This is a genomic window from Nitratiruptor sp. YY08-26, assembly GCF_016593215.1.
In the GTDB taxonomy this organism is placed as follows: Bacteria; Campylobacterota; Campylobacteria; order Campylobacterales; family Nitratiruptoraceae; genus Nitratiruptor; species Nitratiruptor tergarcus.
Map to the genome: position 1 here is coordinate 186,506 of NZ_AP023063.1, position 20,588 is coordinate 207,093.

General features: G+C 36.9%; 21 protein-coding genes and 6 tRNA genes. 9 read left to right on the forward strand and 18 right to left on the reverse strand.

Translation table 11 applies throughout. The features are described 5' to 3' along the window. From JG738_RS01070 to JG738_RS01090, 5 genes are all read right to left on the reverse strand, one after another. A complete protein-coding gene (locus tag JG738_RS01070) occupies positions 1–450 on the reverse strand; it encodes a HepT-like ribonuclease domain-containing protein (RefSeq protein WP_201337949.1) in 450 nt (149 codons plus the stop codon). Then, on the reverse strand, positions 447–749 hold the full coding sequence (locus tag JG738_RS01075) for a nucleotidyltransferase domain-containing protein (protein ID WP_201337950.1): 303 nt from the start codon (positions 747–749) through the stop codon (positions 447–449). Before JG738_RS01075 ends, JG738_RS01070 begins: the two co-directional genes overlap by 4 nt. Further along, complete coding sequence (locus tag JG738_RS01080) at positions 727–2,421, reverse strand: TIGR02556 family CRISPR-associated protein (protein ID WP_201337951.1); 1,695 nt, start codon at positions 2,419–2,421, stop codon at positions 727–729. Before JG738_RS01080 ends, JG738_RS01075 begins: the two co-directional genes overlap by 23 nt. A gap of 12 nt (positions 2,422–2,433) precedes the next feature. Then, positions 2,434–3,153, reverse strand: coding sequence for a CRISPR-associated endoribonuclease Cas6 (gene cas6, locus JG738_RS01085; RefSeq protein WP_201337952.1), 720 nt, complete (start codon positions 3,151–3,153; stop codon positions 2,434–2,436). 92 nt (positions 3,154–3,245) lie between these two features. Then, positions 3,246–4,601, reverse strand: a complete 1,356-nt coding sequence (locus tag JG738_RS01090; RefSeq protein ID WP_201337953.1) for a sodium-dependent transporter — start codon at positions 4,599–4,601, stop codon at positions 3,246–3,248. A 273-nt stretch (positions 4,602–4,874) separates the two neighbouring features. Here JG738_RS01090 and JG738_RS01095 point away from each other — a divergent pair. From JG738_RS01095 to JG738_RS01120, 6 genes are all read left to right on the forward strand, one after another. Continuing rightward, positions 4,875–4,952, forward strand: a tRNA-Pro gene (locus JG738_RS01095). Positions 4,953–4,973: 21 nt separating this feature from the next. Beyond that, positions 4,974–5,050 (forward strand) — tRNA-His (locus tag JG738_RS01100). 73 nt (positions 5,051–5,123) lie between these two features. After that, a tRNA-Arg gene (locus JG738_RS01105) sits at positions 5,124–5,200 on the forward strand. 25 nt (positions 5,201–5,225) lie between these two features. Next, positions 5,226–5,302: transfer RNA gene (locus JG738_RS01110), tRNA-Arg, on the forward strand. 6 nt (positions 5,303–5,308) lie between these two features. Then, positions 5,309–5,393, forward strand: a tRNA-Leu gene (locus JG738_RS01115). Positions 5,394–5,405: 12 nt separating this feature from the next. Further along, positions 5,406–5,909, forward strand: coding sequence for a DUF2726 domain-containing protein (locus tag JG738_RS01120; protein ID WP_201337954.1), 504 nt, complete (start codon positions 5,406–5,408; stop codon positions 5,907–5,909). Here JG738_RS01120 and JG738_RS01125 read toward each other — a convergent pair. The 4 genes from JG738_RS01125 to JG738_RS01140 all read right to left on the reverse strand — a co-directional run bounded on the left by JG738_RS01125 (position 5,875) and on the right by JG738_RS01140 (position 12,273). Further along, positions 5,875–7,284 (reverse strand): FAD-dependent oxidoreductase, encoded by a 1,410-nt coding sequence (locus tag JG738_RS01125; protein WP_201337955.1) that lies wholly within the window; start codon positions 7,282–7,284, stop codon positions 5,875–5,877. The genes JG738_RS01120 and JG738_RS01125 overlap by 35 nt on opposite strands. Continuing rightward, positions 7,281–7,925 (reverse strand): phosphoglycolate phosphatase, encoded by a 645-nt coding sequence (locus tag JG738_RS01130; protein WP_201337956.1) that lies wholly within the window; start codon positions 7,923–7,925, stop codon positions 7,281–7,283. The genes JG738_RS01125 and JG738_RS01130 overlap by 4 nt, the downstream gene beginning before the upstream one ends. Positions 7,926–8,002: 77 nt before the next feature. After that, entirely contained in the window at positions 8,003–10,603 is a 2,601-nt protein-coding gene (locus JG738_RS01135) for a translocation/assembly module TamB domain-containing protein (protein ID WP_201337957.1), read from the reverse strand. Further along, positions 10,600–12,273, reverse strand: coding sequence for an autotransporter assembly complex family protein (locus tag JG738_RS01140; protein WP_201337958.1), 1,674 nt, complete (start codon positions 12,271–12,273; stop codon positions 10,600–10,602). The genes JG738_RS01135 and JG738_RS01140 overlap by 4 nt, the downstream gene beginning before the upstream one ends. Positions 12,274–12,290: 17 nt before the next feature. On the opposite strand from JG738_RS01140, the gene JG738_RS01145 reads away from it, so the two are divergent. Then, positions 12,291–12,695: a pyridoxamine 5'-phosphate oxidase family protein gene (locus JG738_RS01145; RefSeq protein WP_201337959.1), complete on the forward strand. Its 405-nt coding sequence runs from the start codon at positions 12,291–12,293 to the stop codon at positions 12,693–12,695. Here JG738_RS01145 and JG738_RS01150 read toward each other — a convergent pair. The 4 genes from JG738_RS01150 to JG738_RS01165 all read right to left on the reverse strand — a co-directional run bounded on the left by JG738_RS01150 (position 12,679) and on the right by JG738_RS01165 (position 15,284). Then, on the reverse strand, positions 12,679–13,170 hold the full coding sequence (locus tag JG738_RS01150) for a hypothetical protein (protein ID WP_084275142.1): 492 nt from the start codon (positions 13,168–13,170) through the stop codon (positions 12,679–12,681). The two genes, JG738_RS01145 and JG738_RS01150, sit on opposite strands and share 17 nt — an antisense overlap. Beyond that, the gene (locus JG738_RS01155) at positions 13,134–13,916 is read right to left on the reverse strand and encodes a patatin-like phospholipase family protein (RefSeq protein ID WP_201337960.1); all 783 of its coding nucleotides are present in this window, start codon (positions 13,914–13,916) and stop codon (positions 13,134–13,136) included. The genes JG738_RS01150 and JG738_RS01155 overlap by 37 nt, the downstream gene beginning before the upstream one ends. After that, entirely contained in the window at positions 13,913–14,347 is a 435-nt protein-coding gene (gene hemJ, locus JG738_RS01160; protein WP_201337961.1) for a protoporphyrinogen oxidase HemJ, read from the reverse strand. Before hemJ ends, JG738_RS01155 begins: the two co-directional genes overlap by 4 nt. A 118-nt stretch (positions 14,348–14,465) precedes the next feature. Beyond that, a complete protein-coding gene (locus JG738_RS01165) occupies positions 14,466–15,284 on the reverse strand; it encodes a zinc-dependent peptidase (RefSeq protein ID WP_201337962.1) in 819 nt (272 codons plus the stop codon). Positions 15,285–15,348: 64 nt separating this feature from the next. Between JG738_RS01165 and JG738_RS01170 the strand changes: the two genes are divergently transcribed. Together JG738_RS01170 and JG738_RS01175 are read left to right on the forward strand one after the other, a co-directional pair. Next, a complete protein-coding gene (locus JG738_RS01170; protein ID WP_201337963.1) occupies positions 15,349–15,783 on the forward strand; it encodes a DUF2267 domain-containing protein in 435 nt (144 codons plus the stop codon). A gap of 81 nt (positions 15,784–15,864) precedes the next feature. After that, the gene (locus JG738_RS01175) at positions 15,865–17,862 is read left to right on the forward strand and encodes a hypothetical protein (protein ID WP_201337964.1); all 1,998 of its coding nucleotides are present in this window, start codon (positions 15,865–15,867) and stop codon (positions 17,860–17,862) included. A gap of 247 nt (positions 17,863–18,109) precedes the next feature. On the opposite strand, the gene JG738_RS01180 is transcribed toward JG738_RS01175, so the two are convergent. From JG738_RS01180 to JG738_RS01200, 5 genes are all read right to left on the reverse strand, one after another. Then, a complete protein-coding gene (locus tag JG738_RS01180) occupies positions 18,110–19,072 on the reverse strand; it encodes a hypothetical protein (protein WP_201337965.1) in 963 nt (320 codons plus the stop codon). Beyond that, positions 19,069–19,662: a site-specific integrase gene (locus tag JG738_RS01185; RefSeq protein WP_201338692.1), complete on the reverse strand. Its 594-nt coding sequence runs from the start codon at positions 19,660–19,662 to the stop codon at positions 19,069–19,071. The genes JG738_RS01180 and JG738_RS01185 overlap by 4 nt, the downstream gene beginning before the upstream one ends. Further along, positions 19,638–20,006, reverse strand: a complete 369-nt coding sequence (locus tag JG738_RS10605; RefSeq protein ID WP_371815597.1) for a hypothetical protein — start codon at positions 20,004–20,006, stop codon at positions 19,638–19,640. Before JG738_RS10605 ends, JG738_RS01185 begins: the two co-directional genes overlap by 25 nt. A 92-nt stretch (positions 20,007–20,098) precedes the next feature. Beyond that, the gene (locus JG738_RS01195; RefSeq protein ID WP_201337967.1) at positions 20,099–20,302 is read right to left on the reverse strand and encodes an Arm DNA-binding domain-containing protein; all 204 of its coding nucleotides are present in this window, start codon (positions 20,300–20,302) and stop codon (positions 20,099–20,101) included. 184 nt (positions 20,303–20,486) lie between these two features. Further along, positions 20,487–20,562: transfer RNA gene (locus JG738_RS01200), tRNA-Ala, on the reverse strand. Between the last annotated feature and the right edge of the window lie 26 nt (positions 20,563–20,588).

Sequence of the window (20,588 nt, forward strand, 5' to 3'; positions counted from 1 at the left end):
TTATAATAAATTTCTCTTTTTCAAATAATTTTCAATATTTTCCAAACTCTTTTCCATCTCACTGATCATATTTAAAGCTTCTTGCACTCCCTCTTTTATCTCTTCAATTTCATTTGGATACTCGTGAGTAAGTTTGTTTCGTATTTGTCTTATTTCCATCCATTTTTGCGAGGAAGTAATGATTTGCAATTTTTCCAATCGATCTAAAATATCTATAAAACTCATATTTTCATAATATTCTCCAATAACTTCTAAAAATCTTCTCAGCAGCTTTTGTCCCAGATAGTCTTGGAGTTTAATGAATCGAAAGATAAATGTATCGAGAGTTTTTACTATCTCAAAATTATCAATATCGAGATTTTTTAATAACTTTTTTTCTTCAATTTCCTGTTTGGCTTTATGTAATCTTTGAAGATGAAGCTTTGCAATTTCAATATTTTCTTGTATCAAAGCATTACTCCTGTCTCTTTTGCTGTTTGAAAAATCTTTTTTTCTTTTTTATAAGGAGTTTTTACGATTAAATCTACTTTTCTCTCTATTCCTTTTTTTTCAAGAGCTACTAAAAATTGTAGTTCATCTTTGAGTGAAGCTTTATAAGACGTTTCTATAAAAATATCTATATCCCCGCCTTTTTTACTCAAATCTGCTCTACTGCCAAAGATATAGACTTTTGCGTTTTTTCCAAAAATCTTTTTAGTTTGCTCTTTGATGATTTGAATCTCTTGGTTAGAGAGTCTCACTTTTTTCATCTTTTTCCTCATATAAAATATTTGCAATATCCCTATAAAGTGCCATTCCAGCGGCAAAGTAGAAATTTATCTCATCGACTGTGAGTCCAAACTTCTCTTGAGAGAGGAAGTTTTTTGCGATCTCTTGAGCAAGTTCTTGTTTGCCTTTATCAAATCTATCATACTCCATCAGTTTATTCATTACTTTAGCCAGCAATCCTTTAATATCATCTTCATTCATTTTCAGTCCTTTGAGACTTTTGATAAATGGCGCGCTGCCTCTTTCGTGTCCTTGGATATTCAAAAGCATCTGCGTCAGCGCTCCAAGCAAAAAGACTCCTTTTTTGGCCGGAGTATTGAGTGATTTGCCCACCTTTTCATACACTCTATCAAATTTCGTATCTTCCATTTTTTTCTCCTCACTGTGTAATAGACCAAGCTCTTCAAAAAACTTTATATTCATAAGGGCATCTGTAGTTGTTTCTTGAAATTTTTTTCCATTTAAAAACTCATCTTGGATTTTTTTATTGAAAATTTGTAAAAGTGTGCTTGAATCTACCCTCCCACCTCTAAAAATCTTATCAATAATTTCAAAAAAAAGCCTGTCAAAATCTTTTAAAAACGTATTGAGTTTGCCAAATGTATAATTCTCTTGAAAAACTCTGTCCACCTTTGCTTTCGTATCAAAAATAGTGTGGATTCTTGAAGGAAACACATCTTCAATGAAAAGCAAAATTCTCTCGGCTGCGTTATCTTTTTTAAGAAACAAAAAGTAAAAACTCACAACATCTTTGTAGTCTTTGAGGATACTAAGAATTTCTTCTTTATCCCCTGTAATGGTATTTCTTTGCTCGTTTGTTAGTTTTTGGATTTTCTCTTCTGATGATAGTATCTCGTTTATCTCTTCTAAAGCTTGCGGCACGTTTAAAATCATCTTTGGAATGAGATAGTAGGTTTTGCCATAAAAACTAAATCTCAAATGCTCTTCCACATATTTTTTAGCTAAATCAATTTTCAAAAAGCAATCTTCGCAGATTGGAAAATTCTTCCAAGCCTCTTTTTTGTTAAATCCTCCAGTGATGTAACACTCTTTATCAAGAGTATAAAATTTATAAATCAAAGAGGTGGTAAAAACTTCCTCTTTTTTCTCCCCACAGACGCTGCAAACTCCATTCTTCTTGTCGATCTCTTTGATTTTACTCAGGTAATCTTCAAGAAGTATTTTTTTAAAGCTTGGCTCTTCTATTTCATAGAGATATTTGCCATCGATTTTTATGGTGAGAATCTTGTTTTCTTTGGTCTGTTTGTATAATTCATCCAATCTTTTTAAAATTGCATCTTGGTTTTTTAGAAGTTCATTGTAAATTTTTTCAATTCCTGGTACTTCTTTGTGATTCTCAAACCATTTGAGTACTTTTTTTGTAAATGTTTTTTGAGGTTCGGTCACTCTGGAGGTGGGGGAAAAATCGGGAGCGTTTGAGCCAGAAGCTCTTTTGTAAAGATACAGATGAGGCGATTCTGCTTTAAACTCTTCAACTCCTATGTTTTGAAAATGCAAATCTTTATCAAACTCTAATGCCCAAACGATCTTATACGTTCCGTTGCTGTCTGGATTTTCTATAAGGATATCTACAGGAGATTTTTGTTTCTTTTTTAAAAGAATTTCTCCCAAATCTTTAAGGGCTGTTAGCATAACATTTTCCTCTTACGTTTCATCTATAACCTCTACCATTCCAAATCCAGAAGAGTTGTTCGCGCCAAGTCCCGCATCATAGACTTTTTCTAAAACAGGGGGAGGGCATTGAAGGATAAATCTTCCTTCGACTCCCTCTACCACATTTCCGTAGTTTTTAATCACTGTTTTTTTACATTTGAGTGGCTGGAGTTTGAGATCAAAATCACTCTCTTTTCCCGCAAGAATGGCATATTTTTTGGCAAGATTCGATTTTATGAGTGGTAGAAACTCTTTATCGTTTGGAAGAAAATATCTTTTCTTTTTGTCAAATGTTTTATATACGACAATAGGGGAGAGTGTTTTGATGATATTGAGCTCCATAAAATCGACACTCTCAATCACTTCAATATACTCAATATTCAAAATATTGTTTTGCAGCCGAAAGGAGCTTTTCTTCAAAAGATTGCTTGCAAAATCTTTTGCGACGATATTGTCCGCAAATCCCACAAAAAGTTGTACGGGCGAAGTGAATGTGATATTTTTGTCTTTGATAAAAAAGCGCTTTGCATAGAGCTTGGAAAAGGTAAAAAGCTTAAAATAGCGGCTTTTGTAAAAATAGCCTTTGTCGTGAAGATTTTTGGCAGTATCATCGGGCAATACATCATAGATAAGCGCCCTTATAAGGTAGTTATAATTAATAGGTAGTGTAATAGTATTTTGTTTGCTATGCAGTAAAATTTTAAATCTCATAATCAGCCTTTAAAAAATTTTACTAGATTAAATTTAAATATAAGTTAAGAAGAAAAGAAGTAGGTATAAAAATCAAAGGTACAAAAGTACCTTTAGATTTTGAGGATTCCTAAGAGATTGAGCATCATAAAAATAAGAGCTACTGGAGCAATATAGCGGATACTAAACATCCAAACGGAGTAGAGATTTCCTGAAAGTTCACCGGGTTTATGAAGATGAGCTTGTATCTGTGTTTTTGGAAGCACATATCCTACAAAGATAACAATTGCAAATCCTCCAAGTGGAAGTAAAATAGAGTCTGTTGTAAACTCTAATATATCAAAGAGCGGTTTTCCAGCGATGCTAAAAAGTTTTCCCCAGTTATTAGTAAATGAGAGAAGGGCTGCAATTCCTACAATCCAATAAATGAGACTTGTAAGCACGACTGCTTTTGTGCGTGACATCTTAAATCTATCGATGAGGTACTGCACTACAGGCTCTACCAAACTCACTGCTGAGGTAAGTCCTGCAAATGCAAGAGCTAGAAAGAAAAGCAGAGCAAAAAAGACTCCTAAAGAGCTAAAATTATGTAGAATTGTTGGAAGAGAGATAAATACAAGTCCAGGACCTTGCCCAGGCTTTGCGCCAAATTGAAATAAAAAGCTAAAAATAACTAGACCTGCTACCAAAGCGATAAGTGTATCCATAAAAGTAACGATAAAAGCGGTTTTTGTTATGCTTGCATCTTTTGGCAAAGATGCTGCATAGGTCATAATAGCTCCCATACCAAGTGAAAGCGTAAAAAAGGAGTGTCCAACAGCGCGGATGAAAGCTTCAGAGTTTAGCTTTTCCCACTTTGGCTCAAACATAAAAGCCAATGCTTTTGAAAAACCATCAAGTGATGCAGCGTAAGTAAGGAGTCCAAAAAGAATGAGCATCAATGCTGGCATCAAGATGAGGTTTACTTTTTCAATCCCTCCTTTGATACCTCTATGGACGACATAACCAACAATAATTACAGAGATGGTATGAAAAAATATTTGTGCTAAAACCTCATTTCCTACAAGGTCAGAAAATATATTTTTTGCTGTTTGTGTATCAGATGGAAGTCCTGAAAGAAGTACATAAAAAAGATAGTATAAAATCCAGCCGATGACTACAGAATAAAATGTCATAATAATAAGACCGTTAAAGCCCATGAATCCGGCATATTTCCACCATTTTTTATTGGGTGGTGCCAGTTCTTCAAAAGAACTGACCGTATCTTTTTTGCCAAGTGCACCTATAAGCATTTCGGCAATCATGACAGAAAATCCTATAAAAGCGATCGTTACAAGATAAACAAGAACAAAAGCCCCACCACCATATTCACCAGTCATATAGGGGAACTTCCAGATATTTCCAAGACCTACAGCGCTTCCGGCTGCAGCCATAATAAAACCAATCTTGCTAAATTTTTGTATTTTCAAGATATCTCCTGCAATGCAATTTGTTTTGATAATTATACTACACTGCATAAGCTTAATCATATCTAGCACCGCAAATAAGATAAGGGAGTGCAAATTAGATACATAACTTTTCGATTTATGGGCAGTCGATATCATTAATAAAAACTAGCCCAAGCACTTAATTGTTCTTGGTTATAATACCTTCTTGAAAATTATTATGAGTGCCATATGTATTGGACTTATACACTATCTTGACAAGAATGCAAATTTTTCCTATAATTTCAGTCCGATTGTCGGGGCGTAGCGCAGTCTGGTTAGCGCACCTGGTTTGGGACCAGGGGGTCGGGGGTTCGAATCCCTCCGCCCCGACCATGTTTTATTAACACTCGTATGGTGGGTGTAGCTCAGGTGGTTAGAGCACCAGATTGTGGCTCTGGGGGTCGCCGGTTCGAGTCCGGTCATCCACCCCATGTATTTTCGGGCCTAAAATTGATAAAAAATAAAAATTAACAAATTTGTTGCTTTAGCCTATGGGCCGAATATGCGCCCGTAGCTCAATTGGATAGAGCAACGGACTTCGGATCCGTAGGTTAGAGGTTCGACTCCTCTCGGGCGTGCCACTTTATCACCATACATGATATTTATGCGCTCGTAGCTCAGCTGGATAGAGCAACGGCCTTCTAAGCCGTAGGTCCCAGGTTCGAATCCTGGCGGGCGTACCACTTTGCGCGGGAGTGGCGGAATTGGCAGACGCGCCAGACTTAGGATCTGGTACCGCAAGGTGTGGAGGTTCAAGTCCTCTCTCCCGCACCACTAAGGCAAACATTGTCTAATCTTCCATTTGATCAAATTCTCATCTTTGTTCTATTTATTATAATCCTTTTTCTCATACTCTACTTTTTTAGAAGAAAGCCACCACTTAAATACAAAGCAGTGCAAAAAATTTTTACCCCAAGCGAGCGAAAATTTTTTATCCATCTCCAGCAGGCCGTGGGGAACGAGTTTTATATCTTTGCAAAAGTGCGAGCTGCTGATGTCTTACTGCCAGTAAGTGCAAAAGATAGAAGCCGCTGGCAAAGTGCTTTTAACAAAGTTGCTTGTAAACATTTTGACTATGTACTTTGTGATGCAAAGCTCTCGATTGTAGCAGCAATTGAGCTGGATGATGCGAGTCATAGGAGAGCAGATAGAGTAGAGCGGGATATATTTATCGAATGGGCCTGCAAGAGTGCAGGGGTGCCACTTATTCGCATTAAAACCGCTAAAAAATACGATATAGGAGAACTTCGCTCATCTATTCTTCGCCAATGTAAGGTATCAAAAGCTTAGCCATTTCCTGTGGATACCCTCTCTTTTTAGCAATCTCTTGCGCAAGATCATCTATCAATTTTTCATCTAAAAGTTCCCCTTCGACGCGTACACCCTGGGTAGTATGGGGAAGTGCTTGGAGTTTTATGAGTTTGCCTACAATTGCATCTGCCATTGTAAAGATAGAAGAGACTTTGACAATCTCACAGCGAGCGTATCTATCTCCTTCAAAAGATACCTCAGCTGCCCGCAGGCTTAAATCTCTCCCTGGGACTTGCTGAGCACCAAAGAGTGGGGTAGGTGTGGGTGTGGCATCGGCAAATGGTGGCAGATAGCGACTCACATACCATATAGCCTTTTGTGTTCTCTTGATTGCTAGATCTGGATTGAAGCCTTTTTCGATAAACTCTATATATTTTAGTGGTAATTTTGGCTGGCTTGATGGAGGTTCACTCTTTGCGACTCCATCTTCAAAGAGAGTGATATCTTTGCGCATACCGTGAAGTTGATAATAGCCAGCTGGATAGGGGGTAAACTGTGCCATGCCTTTGTCAGTTCCACGAATACCATGGAAGATCATCTCTGGATAGAGATAATCGTCGCAATATTTTGCAATATATGCGGCTTTGAACTCTACAATGCGCTCCCTGTAATAACCTAAAAAGTCATCAATCATTCCGCTCTCAAACCCTGCAGCATTGATGAGAAAGTCAAAGTACTCTTCTTTGCATGCATTATTACATTTAGATATAACGATAAAACTATCACCGCTTCTTTTCACATCTACAACTGAAGTCTCATATCTCACATCAGCATCTTGCAACAGAAGCTGCGCTATTGCACTGAGACGAAAGATATTGATGCCATACTCCTGGACTAAAATGACAGGAAATTTGAGTTTATTGATATCTATCTCATTGGCAAAAGGGATAAGCCACTCCCCAGGTGTTTTTGGCACTTTTTTAGGAGTTTTACCTTGGAGTGCTACAACTTCATCTTTAGAAAAAGTGAGAAAATACTCTTGTGGTTCTCCTAACACTCTATTTGCTGGATCCTTTTCAATAAGCTCTTTGTAGTAGAGCGCTAGTTTTTTGGTTCGTTGTATAAGCTCATCTATATCAATAGAAATATGCTTTGGAATTGCGAGGAGTGTAGGGCGCTTCTCAATTGCTTGGGGATAGAAGCGTAAAAATTCAATTGATTCTTTTAAAAGTTGCTTGCGTTGCGTATCATCGATATCTGGGTAGAGATTCCCTCCTGCGTGCAGATGACAGGCTGGAGGTCCGGCTATGAGCATCGGTTTTTTCTCAAAAAGAGTAGGCTTGAGACCAAGTTTACGCAAATATATTGCTACGCTTGCTCCTGCTACTCCACCACCAATGATTGCAATTTTCATACCAGCTCCATTAAATCTTTCAAAGATGCAATTTTTGGCACATTAAAGGCATCAATCTCCTGGTCATATCCATATTTGACAAGTACTACCGGCACTTTTGTCTCTTTGGCTGCAAGGTAATCACTGGCTGAATCACCTACCATGAGTGCTTCATTACTCTTGATGCCAAATTTTTCAAGGGCAAAAACCAAAGGCATGGCAGATGGCTTTTTTTGGGGCAGGCTGTCTCCTCCAAGAACAAGTGAGAAATGATGAAGCTCGAAATGATTTAAGAGAGGCTCTATAAATGCAAAGGGTTTATTGGTAATGAGAGCGAGGTCATAGTTTTTGTTAAGAGTTTCAAGTATCTCTTTTGCATACGGATAGAGGGAGGTTTTATGGGTGAGATTTTTGCCATAGTATTCCATGAAAATCTTAAGAGCTTTTTGAAAAAGCTCTTTATTAATATCCTCTACCTCTTTGGAGCCACTAAGCCCTCGTTTTACGAGTATAGATGCTCCGCCACCTATCCATGTGCGAATGGTATCAAGTGGATAGGTTGGAAGATTTAATGTCTCAAGAGTATGGTTAAGTGCATCAGCTAGATCTGGTGCGCTATCTATGAGAGTGCCATCAAGATCAAAAAATATAGCTTTTTTCATCATTTTCCTTAAAAATTTTTGGAAGTGTACATAAAAATGTTGATAATATCTTGAAATTCTTTCTATATCTTCTCATCTCATCTCATCTCTCTATAATAAAGATGGGCGCCACTTTTTTGGGGACCAAAAATAATATCACTCTCTACTTTTTTGCTTATTTGATACCGAATAATAAGTGTAGAGATTTCATCATTTTTATAAATTATTGTAATTTTGTTACTTACTCTTTTCCCAATCTCAAAACCGATACGATTTGCACTTGTAAGAAGTGTGAGTGTATCGAGTTTGATGCCAAAATTTGCAACAAGATCTTTTATGAAAAGATTTGAGAGCATACTGCTGAGTTTATCTCCTCCTAGTGCTGCACTGATGAGAGATTTACTGCTTGTGCCAAATGCAAGCAAAGAGAGTATTTCGTTAGGCTTGAGATAAGGTTCGCTATCGAAGTTTACTATAGGATTTTCTAATTCGCCCGCTACTGTAATATAGATAATATAGCGATCTTTTCTGGTAATAAGATGAAGATCGAGTAGAGGATTTTCCACAGGCCCATAAAAATCAATTACAGATGATGAGATCTCAATATTTTCTTGATTTGGAAGATGATACACTCCTTTGAAGATTTTGATCATACCCAGTAGTTGCAGTTGTTTGCCAAACTCTTTATAAAGGAGAAGATCTGGACTTGTAAGAGCGTAGAGATCTGGTATTTTATAAAGAATTGGTTTTTTAGCATCGATTTTGATATTAATTGCTACATTTTTTAAAAAATAGCTCTCCTGTGGACTTTGTAATTCATCGATAACTATTATATCCTCATCTTTGACTATACGCTCTTTTTTAGGGGAATAGGTTATGACTCCTCCAAGGAGGGTGAGAGTTCCTGTAGTTTCAATTTTGTTTTGTTTGATTTGTGCATCAATATCGATTTTTGTGCGTATATCCCCTTCTATAGAGGAGTATCGATAATCTTTGGCCTTGATTTGGAATTTTCCCAATGTGGTAGAAAAATTGTAAAAGCCACTAATTTTTACCTTATCCTCAATCCAAAACTCTTGAACATATATGCCGTCATTTTTCAATTCTATAATTGAAGGTTTTGTAGCGTAAAAGCCGTGATCTTTGAGAAGTAAAGCGTAGTAATCGAGGATAATCTGCTTTGGATTGCCATGGAGTTTGTATTCGAGATACTCTAAAGGAGAGACTCTGTTTTGAGGTTGGACTTTGGAGTGAAGAGTGAAATTTTGTGTATCTATGCTGTACTTTCCAGAAGCGTTCACAGCATGATCTACCGATAGTTGTGGTATAGGATAGATTTGTGAGATGGTTTTTGTTAAGTTTTGTAGATGATTGATATTGCAAGAGAAAGAGAACAGTTGATCGCGCTTTTGAGCTGAACAGAGTGCATCGTCAATTTTGAGAGTAGCACTCTTTTGTAATACTTCTAGAATAATGTTTTTAGCTTGCAGAAAAAACGATTTGGTAGCAAGGTTTGCTTCTATTGTCACAGGGCCAAGTGCAGGGAGATTAAAATCTTTATATCTTTTTTTAAACTCTAATGTGCCTTGTATCTGCTTTTTTGCATGAGAAAATTCTCCTTCTACATAGTTTGAAAAGATCGATAAGTTTTGCTCATTGGGATTGGCCGAGCCAATAAGTTGCAGGTACATATCTTTTGGAAGAGAGCTATTGAGATCATGTGTTTGTATAAGAGAGGTTTTAAATGTGGCGCTATCTTTTTGCCGTTTTATATCAATTGATAAAAATTGATTGAAAACTTTCGCATCTGTTTTCTTCAGATCTCCATTTATATGGGCATATAGTTTTTGGTAAGCAAGAGGATTGATAGGAATGTTATATCTTTTGTTATTGATCGTAGCATTCGCTTCATAGTGGAGTGTTTTGTCATATATCGCATTTATATGCAAAACTGCTTGGCTTTTTTTGTAGATTGTTGACGTATCTGCTTGGATAAAGAGGGACTGATAATTATATTTTCCAGTTATTTTATTTTTGACAAATTGATAGTTATAGATAAAAAATTTATCTGGTGTAAGAGAGAATGCGATCTTTTTGGGATCTGCTTGTATTGTGAAAGGAATCGTCGCTGCACGTATCATTTGATATGTAAGATCTTTAATATTTCCTTGAAGTTGTAGTGTTTGATTGGAATATATACCAAAAGCCTTGACTTTTGCATAAGGGCTTACTATGTGTAAAGAAGAAATATTTGCCTTTTGAAGAGAGATATTTTTTGCCTGGAGTGTTAAGCGATGTGTACCTTCATAGGAGTAAAATGCATTAATATAAGCTTTTTTGATAAATGGTTTTACAAGGAGTTTGGAACTTTTTTGCTCTTTATTTTGTGATAATTGGATACTAAGAAGTGTATTTATATTGAGATCTTTGATAGTTACATTTTCAATATATGCTATTCCTTGGAGCAAAGGAGCATATCTCAATGTCAAAGAGAGACTCTTTGCCAATGGCTTTTGATGATAGCGAATATTTTTGCAAGTGAGTGTATGGATATTTTTGATTGTAAGTTGACACTCTATGCCACTTTTTTGTATTTGTGATGTTATAAGGGTTTGGAGATAGTGGGAGAAATGCTCAGCTAATACAAATGCCATAACAACTATGAGGAAAATCTGGAGAAATTGCAAGATCTTTTTCAAAAGGAGGCTCCTATATAGAGTCCTAAAGAATTTTGCGCAATATGAGATGGATTGAAACCAAAATAGACCTTAATTGTTCCTACGACTGTGGGATAGAGTATGCCAATTCCTACTCCGTCAACTGCTTTGTTAAATTGTAGTGTGTTACTATCTATATAGGTACGATCCCAAAAGAGTGCGAGATAGTAAGAATCGAGAGGATAGCGATACTCTACTGTAGTTGCTAAAAGAGACTTGCCACCAATTTTACAGCTACTATCAAGTGCATAGAGGGATCGAAATGGGTACGCTCTATTGCTTTGCACTCCGCCTGCTATAAAGAGTTTTGTAGGGGGGATTTTGTTTCCTAAGATCTCTCCAAGAGTTCCTTTGAGAAATAGTACACCTTTAGGAAGTGCATAGTAAAATCCGGCTTTTACAGAAGTTTTAAAGTACTCTCCATCAAGTAAGGAGCCTTGTGCGAAAAGTCCCAAAAAATATCCATGAGTAGGAAAGAGCTTTTCATTGCGTTTGTCAATAAGGATATCAATAAAAGGTGTTAAAAGCGTATAGTTTTTATATTTTATACAGCTCTCATTAGTATCTGCTATTTGTATATGACTTGGCTGAAGACCAAATGAGATCCCTTTATTATAATCCTCTTTGAGGAGTTTTAACTTATAAGTTATCTCTTTACTTTTGAAAATATCGAACTTATCTTGTGTATAAGAGAAAGTGTGTTTTATGTCATATCTATTGTGGAATAATGTAATAGAAGAAGGCATAAAATAGCCAAGTTCAACTTTTTTGGTGATATCTGCATAAAAAAGATCCAATGAAATCTGCTTAGCATGATAGTTGAGGTTTTTGTATTGAAAACTTACTATTGCGCCTCTATCGCTTTCAAATCCCACTCCTGCTTTATAGAGGTGAACTTTTTTTCTCTCTTTGCAGTTGATATCTAAAAAAATCTTATTATCTATCTTTTTTGAATAATCAAATCTCACAGCATTGAAATATTCCAGTGAGTAGAGCCTTTTATAACTCTCATCAATCTTTGATAATGAAAAAATATCCCCCGGTTGTACATAGATATGATCTTTTATAACTTTTGCTGGAATAGATTGAAGACCATGAATGGAAATAGTTTCTATTTTACACAAAGAGCCTTTAGCAAGATAGATTGAAATGACAACACTTTTTTCTTTTTTATAAACGTACGCTTTTGGTATAAATTCATAGCTGCAGTAGCCATTTTTTAAAAGAGCATCTTTTATATCTTTTTTCATCTTGACAAATTGGGAGACAATAAAACGATCTCCTTTTTTAAATGGTATAAAGCTTTCTATAGGAAAGTCGGATGTGGTTGCAATAGCAGAGATGTGCAAAGGGGTATGCTCTTCAATAATAAAAAGGAGTATATCTTTTTGTATTTTCGCTGTAATATTTGCATCCCAAAAGCCTTGCTCTTGATAAAAGAGCTTAAGCTCATCGTAGAGAGTAGGAATCAGTTTTTCTTCTACTTTGGGACGAAATTTTTTGTGTAATATCTTTTGCCAAAGTGTTTGTTCAAATCCAAGCTCTTTGTAAAGGCGCTTTTTGGTAAATGTTTTGTTGCCAAGAAAGTCAATGGTATATTGTGCCCCCAGCAATGTATAAAAAGAGAGTATAAGCGATATAACAATTTTCATTTTGCTATTATATACAAATGGAAAAAAAGATTGAAAAATTTTTAGAAAATAACCATCTGCTCACTCTTGCAACCTGCACGGAATACAGTCCTTATGCAGCAAACTGCTTTTATGCTTACGATAAAGAGCATAAAGCTCTTATTTTTGCGAGTGAATTGCATACACATCATATGCAAGATATCTACAAAAACTCCAAAGTTGCTGGTACTATCGCTCTTTGTGAAAAAGAGATTATAAAGATCCAAGGAGTGCAGTTTATAGGTATTGTAGAGAGTGCCGCTGCAGAGCAAAAGAGTCTCTACTACAAAAGATTTCCAATTGCTCTTGGCATTCTAAGCCCTCTATGGGCCATACATTTGCAATGGATAAAGATGACAGATAACACTTTGGGCTTTAAAACAAAACTTATTTGGACTCGATGAGTTTATCGATAATAAATTGCTCTATTTTATGTTTTGCGATATCGCGATCGAGCGCTTCTTTGTATATTTGTGCTACTTCTATATGATATTTTTCATAAGGAAAATGTGGTAGATAGTTTTTCCATCCCTCTTTGATAAGTTTTTGGGCTGCATACTCTTTGACTCTATTTTCAAATATTTTATATGTACCAAAAAAGAGAAGTGTAAATAAAATAGCCAAAATTATGGAGATATGACAATCGAGTTTTGCTAAGAATGTATGAAAAAGGAGAGCTAATGGGATAATAATGAGATTCCAAAGTATAAAATAGATAAGGTAGAGTTTGAGTCTGCAAAATTTAAGTCCTGGAATAGTATCTATAGAGAGGTTATCTACTAATACTCTATTTGCTTCCATCAACTCCCGAAAGCGCATAGGGTATTTTGGCGGAATAAAGACTATTGAGACGATTTTATCGAGGAGTTTTTCAAACATATTTCTTCCCACTCTTTGAGCTCTTTTTCGGCTTGGTGTATGCCAAGTGCATAGATAGCATCAAAATTTTTTCTCTCAAGTATACCAAAATTTTGACACCTATCAATCTGTACGTATTTATCAGCTTTTGCAATTGAGTTGCGAATATTTGTATTGAGTAATACGTAGCCTGCTCTTTTGAAATTGCCCCAAAGGGTTTGAGGAAAAGTGAGATGGTCAAGAGGATTAACATTGATTGCTAGAGTAAAATACCTCGATTGTAGCAGAGGATTCACAGGTAAATTATCGCTAAATCCTCCATCTATGTACTGTTTGCCATCTATCAAAGTAGGAGCAAAAATTGGAATTAATGATGAAGATGCTATAACAGCGCGGGCAAGATCTCCATTTGTCACATAGAGGGTCTCTTTGCCATCATAAGAGGTGAGGGTGACAAAAAGAGGAATGTGTAACTCATCAAAGCTTTTGAGTCCTAATTGATGGAGCTCTTTGATAAGGGGCTCAAGTGAAAAAAGAGTTCCATGTAAAAGGTTGAGCTTAATTTTTGAAAAATTGAACTTTTTAATAATTTCAAGAATTTTTGCAGGTGAGAGTCCAAGAGCCAAAAAGGTGCCTACAATTGCGCCGCCACTGCTGCCACTTAGTGCTGCAAACTCGATGCCAAGTTTTTGTTGCAAAACATGGAGGTAGCCAAGTTGTGCAAGACACCTTGCACCACCTCCACTCAGTGCCACTGCAATTTTCATATAGGTTTGACTACTGCCATAATAACGATGATTATCATCAAAATTGTGGGAACTTCGTTATATACGCGAAAAAATTTGCCGCTTTTTTGGCACGTATCTTGCGCAAACTGCTTCAAAAAATAGCGTAGAGAAAAGTGATAAAGGATAAGAAGTAAAGCGGCAGTGAGTTTGATGTGCAGCCACATACCGCTTTTAAACATTGCAGGATTGAGCCAAATCATAATACCACCACTAATAACGCTTGCCCAAAAAGCTGGAACGCCAATAAAATAATAAAGCTTGTGCTCTTGAATTTTTACAACTTCAACAAAACCAGCGTTGGAGCGATGCTCAGCATGGTAGACAAAGAGTCTTGGCAGATAAAAAAGCATTGCCATCCAACTGATTATGCTCATGATATGGAAAGCTTTGATCCAAAGATAGTACTCCATACTTACACCTTTTTTTGCGGATTATAGCAAAGCTTTATTACAATAGTGTAGCAGATATACAGGAAGTCAAAGATCTTTTATAGAGAAGCAGACACTAAATGTAACACAACAAAAATTTTTACCTATTTTTATTCCAGCTAGCAGGGTCAAGATTGTAATACTCCTGGAGGATTGCATAAAGCTCTGGTTCTTCTTTTTGGAGTCTTTCACTCTTTTCAAAGAAGGCTTCCGTTGCTACTGCAAAAAACTCTGCTGCGTTGGTGATAGCGTAATAATCTAAAAATCCTTTTTTATGTCTTTTATAAAGCTCTTGCAGTTTTGCAAACTCTTTGCTCATTATACTGCTCCAGCGGGGATAGAGTCGTAGTGGAAGGGGAGGCGTGCCATCGGCTTCACCATCTTCCATATCCAATTGGTGAGCAAATTCATGCAGGCCAACATTTTTACCATCATTGGGATTTTGATTGTCCGCAACGAGATCTCTCCAGCTCAAAATCACCTCTCCCCCTTGCCACGCTTCACCAAGGAGAACCTGATCTTGCTCTGTTACAATCCAGCCATTGGCGATCTTTTCATGCTTCATTACTGCTTCGGGGTAGACAAATATCGATTTTACATGTTTATATTCGCACTGATCGTGACCAATTGTGAGCAAGCATGCATCTGCTGCAATGAGAACTTTTTTCATATCATCGATTTTGATACTTCTTCCTATAAACTCTTTCTCTTTTATAAAAGTGAGGATACAGGCTTCGAGCCGTTTGCGCAAATGCTGAGGAAGGCGGTTGTAAAAGGGAAAGTAGGCTTTTAAATACTCTTGATACTTTTTTGGAAAGTGGTCAAGGAGTTTATAGAGTTTATATCTACCATCAGTTACCAAGAAGATAAAAGCCTGGTAGAAAACATAAATAAGAAGAATAGCTCCAAAGAGCAACATTAGTAGCAGATAGTATTGCATAGGAAATTATATAATAATCTAAAAATAAGTGAAGGAGGTTGCCATGAGATTTGAAAGAGATGTACAAAAAGCAAGAGAGTTTCTCAAAGAGCTTGCGCAAACTCTCGGAATTGAAGATAGTGAAAGGGCTGAGAGGATTTTACGAGCTGTTTTACGTGTGATCAGAAGACGTATTGCTCCACAAGAGTATCTTGATTTTATAGCGCAACTTCCAATCTGCATAAAAGCAGAAGCTATCAATGGATGGAAAATGAGCGAATTTCCAGATAAAAGCATTAAAAGAGTGGAAGATTTTGTAGCAGCTGTGAAAGAGGAGGACAATCGAGCAGCGCAGCACGATTTTGGTGATATGGATGAAGCTACGGAGCTTGTGAGAAAAACATTTGCATTTCTTAAACGCCATATTAGCGAAGGCGAAATGAAAGATCTCATAGCAGACCTTCCAGAACACCTCAAAACTTTTGTGGAAGAGGCGTAAGGCCTCTTTCAGCTTCTTTTAAAAAATCTCACTATATCATACTTTATAACTATTTTTAATTTTCCCCATAAAGGATACTCCATGAAAAATCTTCGTATGGCTCTTGCTCTAGGTGCAGCTTTTTTTCTGGTAGGGTGTGGTGATTCTGGAAGTTTTATCAAAATTGGACAGAAACACTTTTTAATCGATCTCGCAGAGCATATGCCTTTTCCTAATGATCTGCTTTTTTTGCCTACAGCGCAAGAGAGGGCTGATGGAACTCTCAATATACCTTACGATCCGCAGAGTCCTTCAGCACCTATGATGCGCTCACTCAATATGCTTGATGGTTTTTCTACCATTTCACCTATAGTTATTCCAGTTGATACTGTTATAGATCCCTCCTCTTTGTATGGAAATCTTAAGATCTATAGAGTTGGTTATACCCATGTTCCAAACTCTGCGTTGCCAATAGCCACAAAATTGCAAGAAGAGCTCAAAATCGATAAAGATTTTCAGGTGATTACGAAAGATAAACAGCTTGTGATTTTACCTCTGAAGCCTTTGCAAGGTGATAGTGAGTATGTCGTAGTAATAAAGCGAGGTGTAATAGATATCAATGGGGCAAAACTTACTCCGGATAAGGTTGGGTATCTTCTCTATACTGAGGAGCCGCTCTTTGATAAGAGTGGTGCTCCTTTGCATGGTCTTGCTCCGCAAACGCTACAAAAAATTGCTGCTTTGCGTCCCTACTATCATAAACTCTTGGCAGCAATAGGTATGCAAGGAAAAAGTGTTGCTGCAATTTTTGGCTTTAAAACGCAAACAATAGGGAAAGTTGCAAAACTTTTAACAGACAAAAACTATGATAGCAAACTTCTTCTCCAAGATAGTGGGCATACTTCCAAAGATCTTTTGGCTCTTGGTGGTGCAGATGTAAGCACTTTGCAGGGCAATGCTGAAGTGTATGTCGGTAAACTCACAAATATTCCTTACTATCTAGGTATTCCTTCTCAAAATGATCCCGTTGCACCGCTGCATGTACAGATGCAATTTGATAATGGTGAGCCAAAAGAGAGCGTAAAGCTTACTATACCTGTTTTGGCATCTATTCCAAAATCGTGCAGCATGCCACAAAATGGTTGGCCAGTTGTTATTTTTCAACATGGTATTACGCAAAATAGAACCAATTTACTTGCAGTTGCAGAGAGTTTTGCCAATATCTGCAGTGCTGCAGTTGCAATAGATCTGCCTTTGCACGGTATTACTGATAAAAATTCACCTCTGTATATGGGAGCGTTGGAGCGCACCTTCAATGTGGATTACTTCACTGAAGATGAGGAGTGTAATGTGTTGGCAGCTCAGCCTGATGGGGAGATAGACTGCTCAGGTAGCCACTATATCAATCTTGCTAATCCTGCTATTTCTCGCGATAATATGCGCCAAAGTGTTGCTGATATCGCCGCCCTTGTGCATGCTTTAGGCAATAGTGTGGGAGTCAAGTTTGATACTTCAAAGATCTCCTATGTAGGGCACTCATTAGGTGCGATGGTACCTTTTGGTTATATGGCGAATAAAAGTTTTGATACGGCAGTGCTTGCAAATCCAGGTGGTGGCATCATCCAGCTGTTGATGAATTCACAAACCTTTGGACCAATTTTGCAAAATGCATTGGCTGCTAATGGAATTGTCCCAGGTAGCCCAGAGTATGACAAGTATACACTCGTTTCTCAAACGCTTATTGACGATGCTGATCCGATAAATTATGCAAAAAGTGTAGGGCAAAAGCAAAAGAGTCTTGTGTTTGAAGTAGAAAATGATGCAGTGATTCCAAATAGTGTCATAAGCGCACCACTGAGCGGTACTGAACCACTCTTAGCTGCCATGGGAGCTAAACCTCTGCCACTCGATACTGCTCCGGGGTTTGTGCGTGTGCCTGATAAAGTTGTGTATGCCAAATTTGTTGCAGGAACACATAGCTCACTCTTGCGTCCTGATGAACCAAGTGTAACTATAGAGATGCAAAGACAAATGGCTTCATTCATCGCAAGCAAAGGTGCTGGTGTGAAAGTTGAAGATATAGGATTGTTGAGTGAGTAACTATCGGTGTGATATGAGAATATCTTTATATTTTTACTGCAGCAATTGGTTTCGACCGGGCTGCAAATTTATTTTCGATAAACAGGAGAATTTCACGATCTCCAGCTATACATATTACCTTTGTGTAAAAAGAAAGATTAAATCGGCTTGACATTTTATGAGGCTGATAGACTTTATTTTTGGTAGACGCATTGCAAAGGGGCATATCTCTGGGAGATCGGAAAAGATAGCTCCGATCTCCTACAGATCAAGGAGTTGTGAAGGTTATTTTGTCCCCATTTTTTGTGGCTTTTACGCCGTTGATGAGAAGCCATCGTAAATTATAATTTTCATCAGTACCTTTTTCAAGTTTTAAAACATGTTTCAGGCTTGATGGAACATATATCCAGTCATAGCTCCCTTCACCATAATGAATGTAATGTCCATTGATGGAGAACTCTTTATTTTTTATTTGATTTATAACTTTATTTGGATCGCTTTTTGTAGTAATAATTGGAATAGCATTGATACCACATGATTTTGGATCTTGACGACATTTTGAGAGTTTGTTTTCTATTATCTGGTCTACTACTTCTTTTGGATATACTATTTTTGGCGCTCCAGGGAGATTTTCTGTATTCTTTGTATAGTCTTCCACCTTCCCACATAAAACTTGAGACTCGCATGTTTGAAATGAGTTGTTATTAGAAACTTCTCCATCTATTATTTCTGCAGAAAGATGGTATATTTTATCACCGTTGACATATCCTTTATATATTAAATCATTTATAGGTACAGTATCATCAAAATTATCAAAGCTATATGGTGCTATCCTAAAAGTTGTAGGAGTATATAATTCATCACAAAAGCTAGGCCCGTCTTCTTTTTGTAATAATTGTATTCTATGTTGAATACCATTTTGGATCACTTTAAAACTTGCACTACAAGTAAAAAATTTTTCTCCAGTTGGAAAAACTCTAATGAAATTTTTACCATTTTGATACCATAGATATAATAGAGCTGATTCATTAAAATATAATACAAAATGTTGATTTACCGTGGTAGGAGGCTGTAATTGTGAATAAATATCTCCAACACTTCTCATAATCGGAATATATTTCTGCTGCAGTGCATTATATTGCAAAACTTTCTTTTGCAATATTATTTTCTCATCTTCTATACTTGCAATGGCTAAAATTGCCAAACTCCATAAGAAAAGTAATTTTTTCATTTTTCATCCTTTAAAAATATTTCCCACCATTCTAACAAATTTCTGCGCTCTTCCAAAAAATCACTTCGCATATAAGCTCTTGTGACACTGCTTCCTATTTGATGGTGCAGTTGCGCTTCAATGACTTCTGCACTCATGCCATGCTCTTTTTGATGCTCATAGCAAATGGTACTGAAGCTTGAGCGCCATCCATGAGCGTTGTGATTGGTGATGCCAAGCCTTTTGTGTGCCACATTCAGGGTGTTGTCTGACATCATCCTTCCCATGTGGACAGGAGAGCAAAATACATATTCGGATCTGCGATATGTGAGATCTCGCATATTATATATGATTTTGGCCAAAGTGTCTGTGAGGGGGAGGCGAAACTCCTTTTTACTCTTCATTGCTTCAGCTGGAAAAGTGATTACTCTATTTTCCATATCAATCCATCTCCACTGCAAGTTGCGAACATTTCCAGGGCGCAATGCTGTTAGAGCCAAAAATTTCAAAGCATTGCCTATGATGTGATATCCCTTAAAATCGTGTGGGATGTTCTCATAGATATTTTTGATCTCTTTTTCATCAGTTACAGCCTTGATACGATTTTGGATTTTGGCACTATTTTATGGATATCTATCCGATTAGGAGTGTCTGCTTCAGTATAGTCATTATGCAGGGCGAATTGATAGATCTGTTTAATGAGATTGAATACTCTTCTGGAGGTTTCATTTTTGTCTGTATTTTTCGTAGATGGAGTTTGAATGAATTTTACATTCTTCACTATATCTACTATATCACTTTTGGTTATACGATCGATATTTTTGAATCCAATGAATGGGAATATGTAGATCTCTGCTTTTCTAATCTGCTTTGAATAATAGGTTTTTGCCCACTCTTTTGATTTGAGGTCAAAAAATTCTCTTGCAATTGTTTCAAACTTCTTTTTTGATTCGATTGATTTTTTTTAGATCTTTCTCTTGGCGCTCTTTTACAGGATCAATACCTCGCAGAATTTTATTGCGCACTTGCGTTGTTATGTATCTTGCTTCAGCCAAAGAGTATGGTTGGATAGTCTCCTATTGTATACATTTTCGCTTTTTTCTCAAATATATAGCGAACTCTCCAGACCTTATTGCCATTTGGTTTTACCTCCAGCATAAGTCCATTGCCATCACTGAGTCTGTAGACTTTATCCTTTGGTTTTGCAAGCTTGATTTTACGATCACTCAATGGCGTTGCTACTCTTCCCATATCATCTCCTGATTGAGTATGGATAACCTCACAAAAGAGGCTTAAATAGATTATATTCATTCCCATACTCAAATTGCATAAAGATTAACAGATGGTTGAGTGTATAAATAGAGAAATTGCATACTTTAAGAAGTGCTATTTTATGGGGATTTTTAAAAAACGGTGATAAATATGGAGAAGCTATTGGTGGAGCATACCGGGCTCGAACCGGTGACCTCCACGCTGCCAGCGTGGCGCTCTCCCAACTGAGCTAATGCCCCTTGGCAGTGCAATTATAGCATAAACT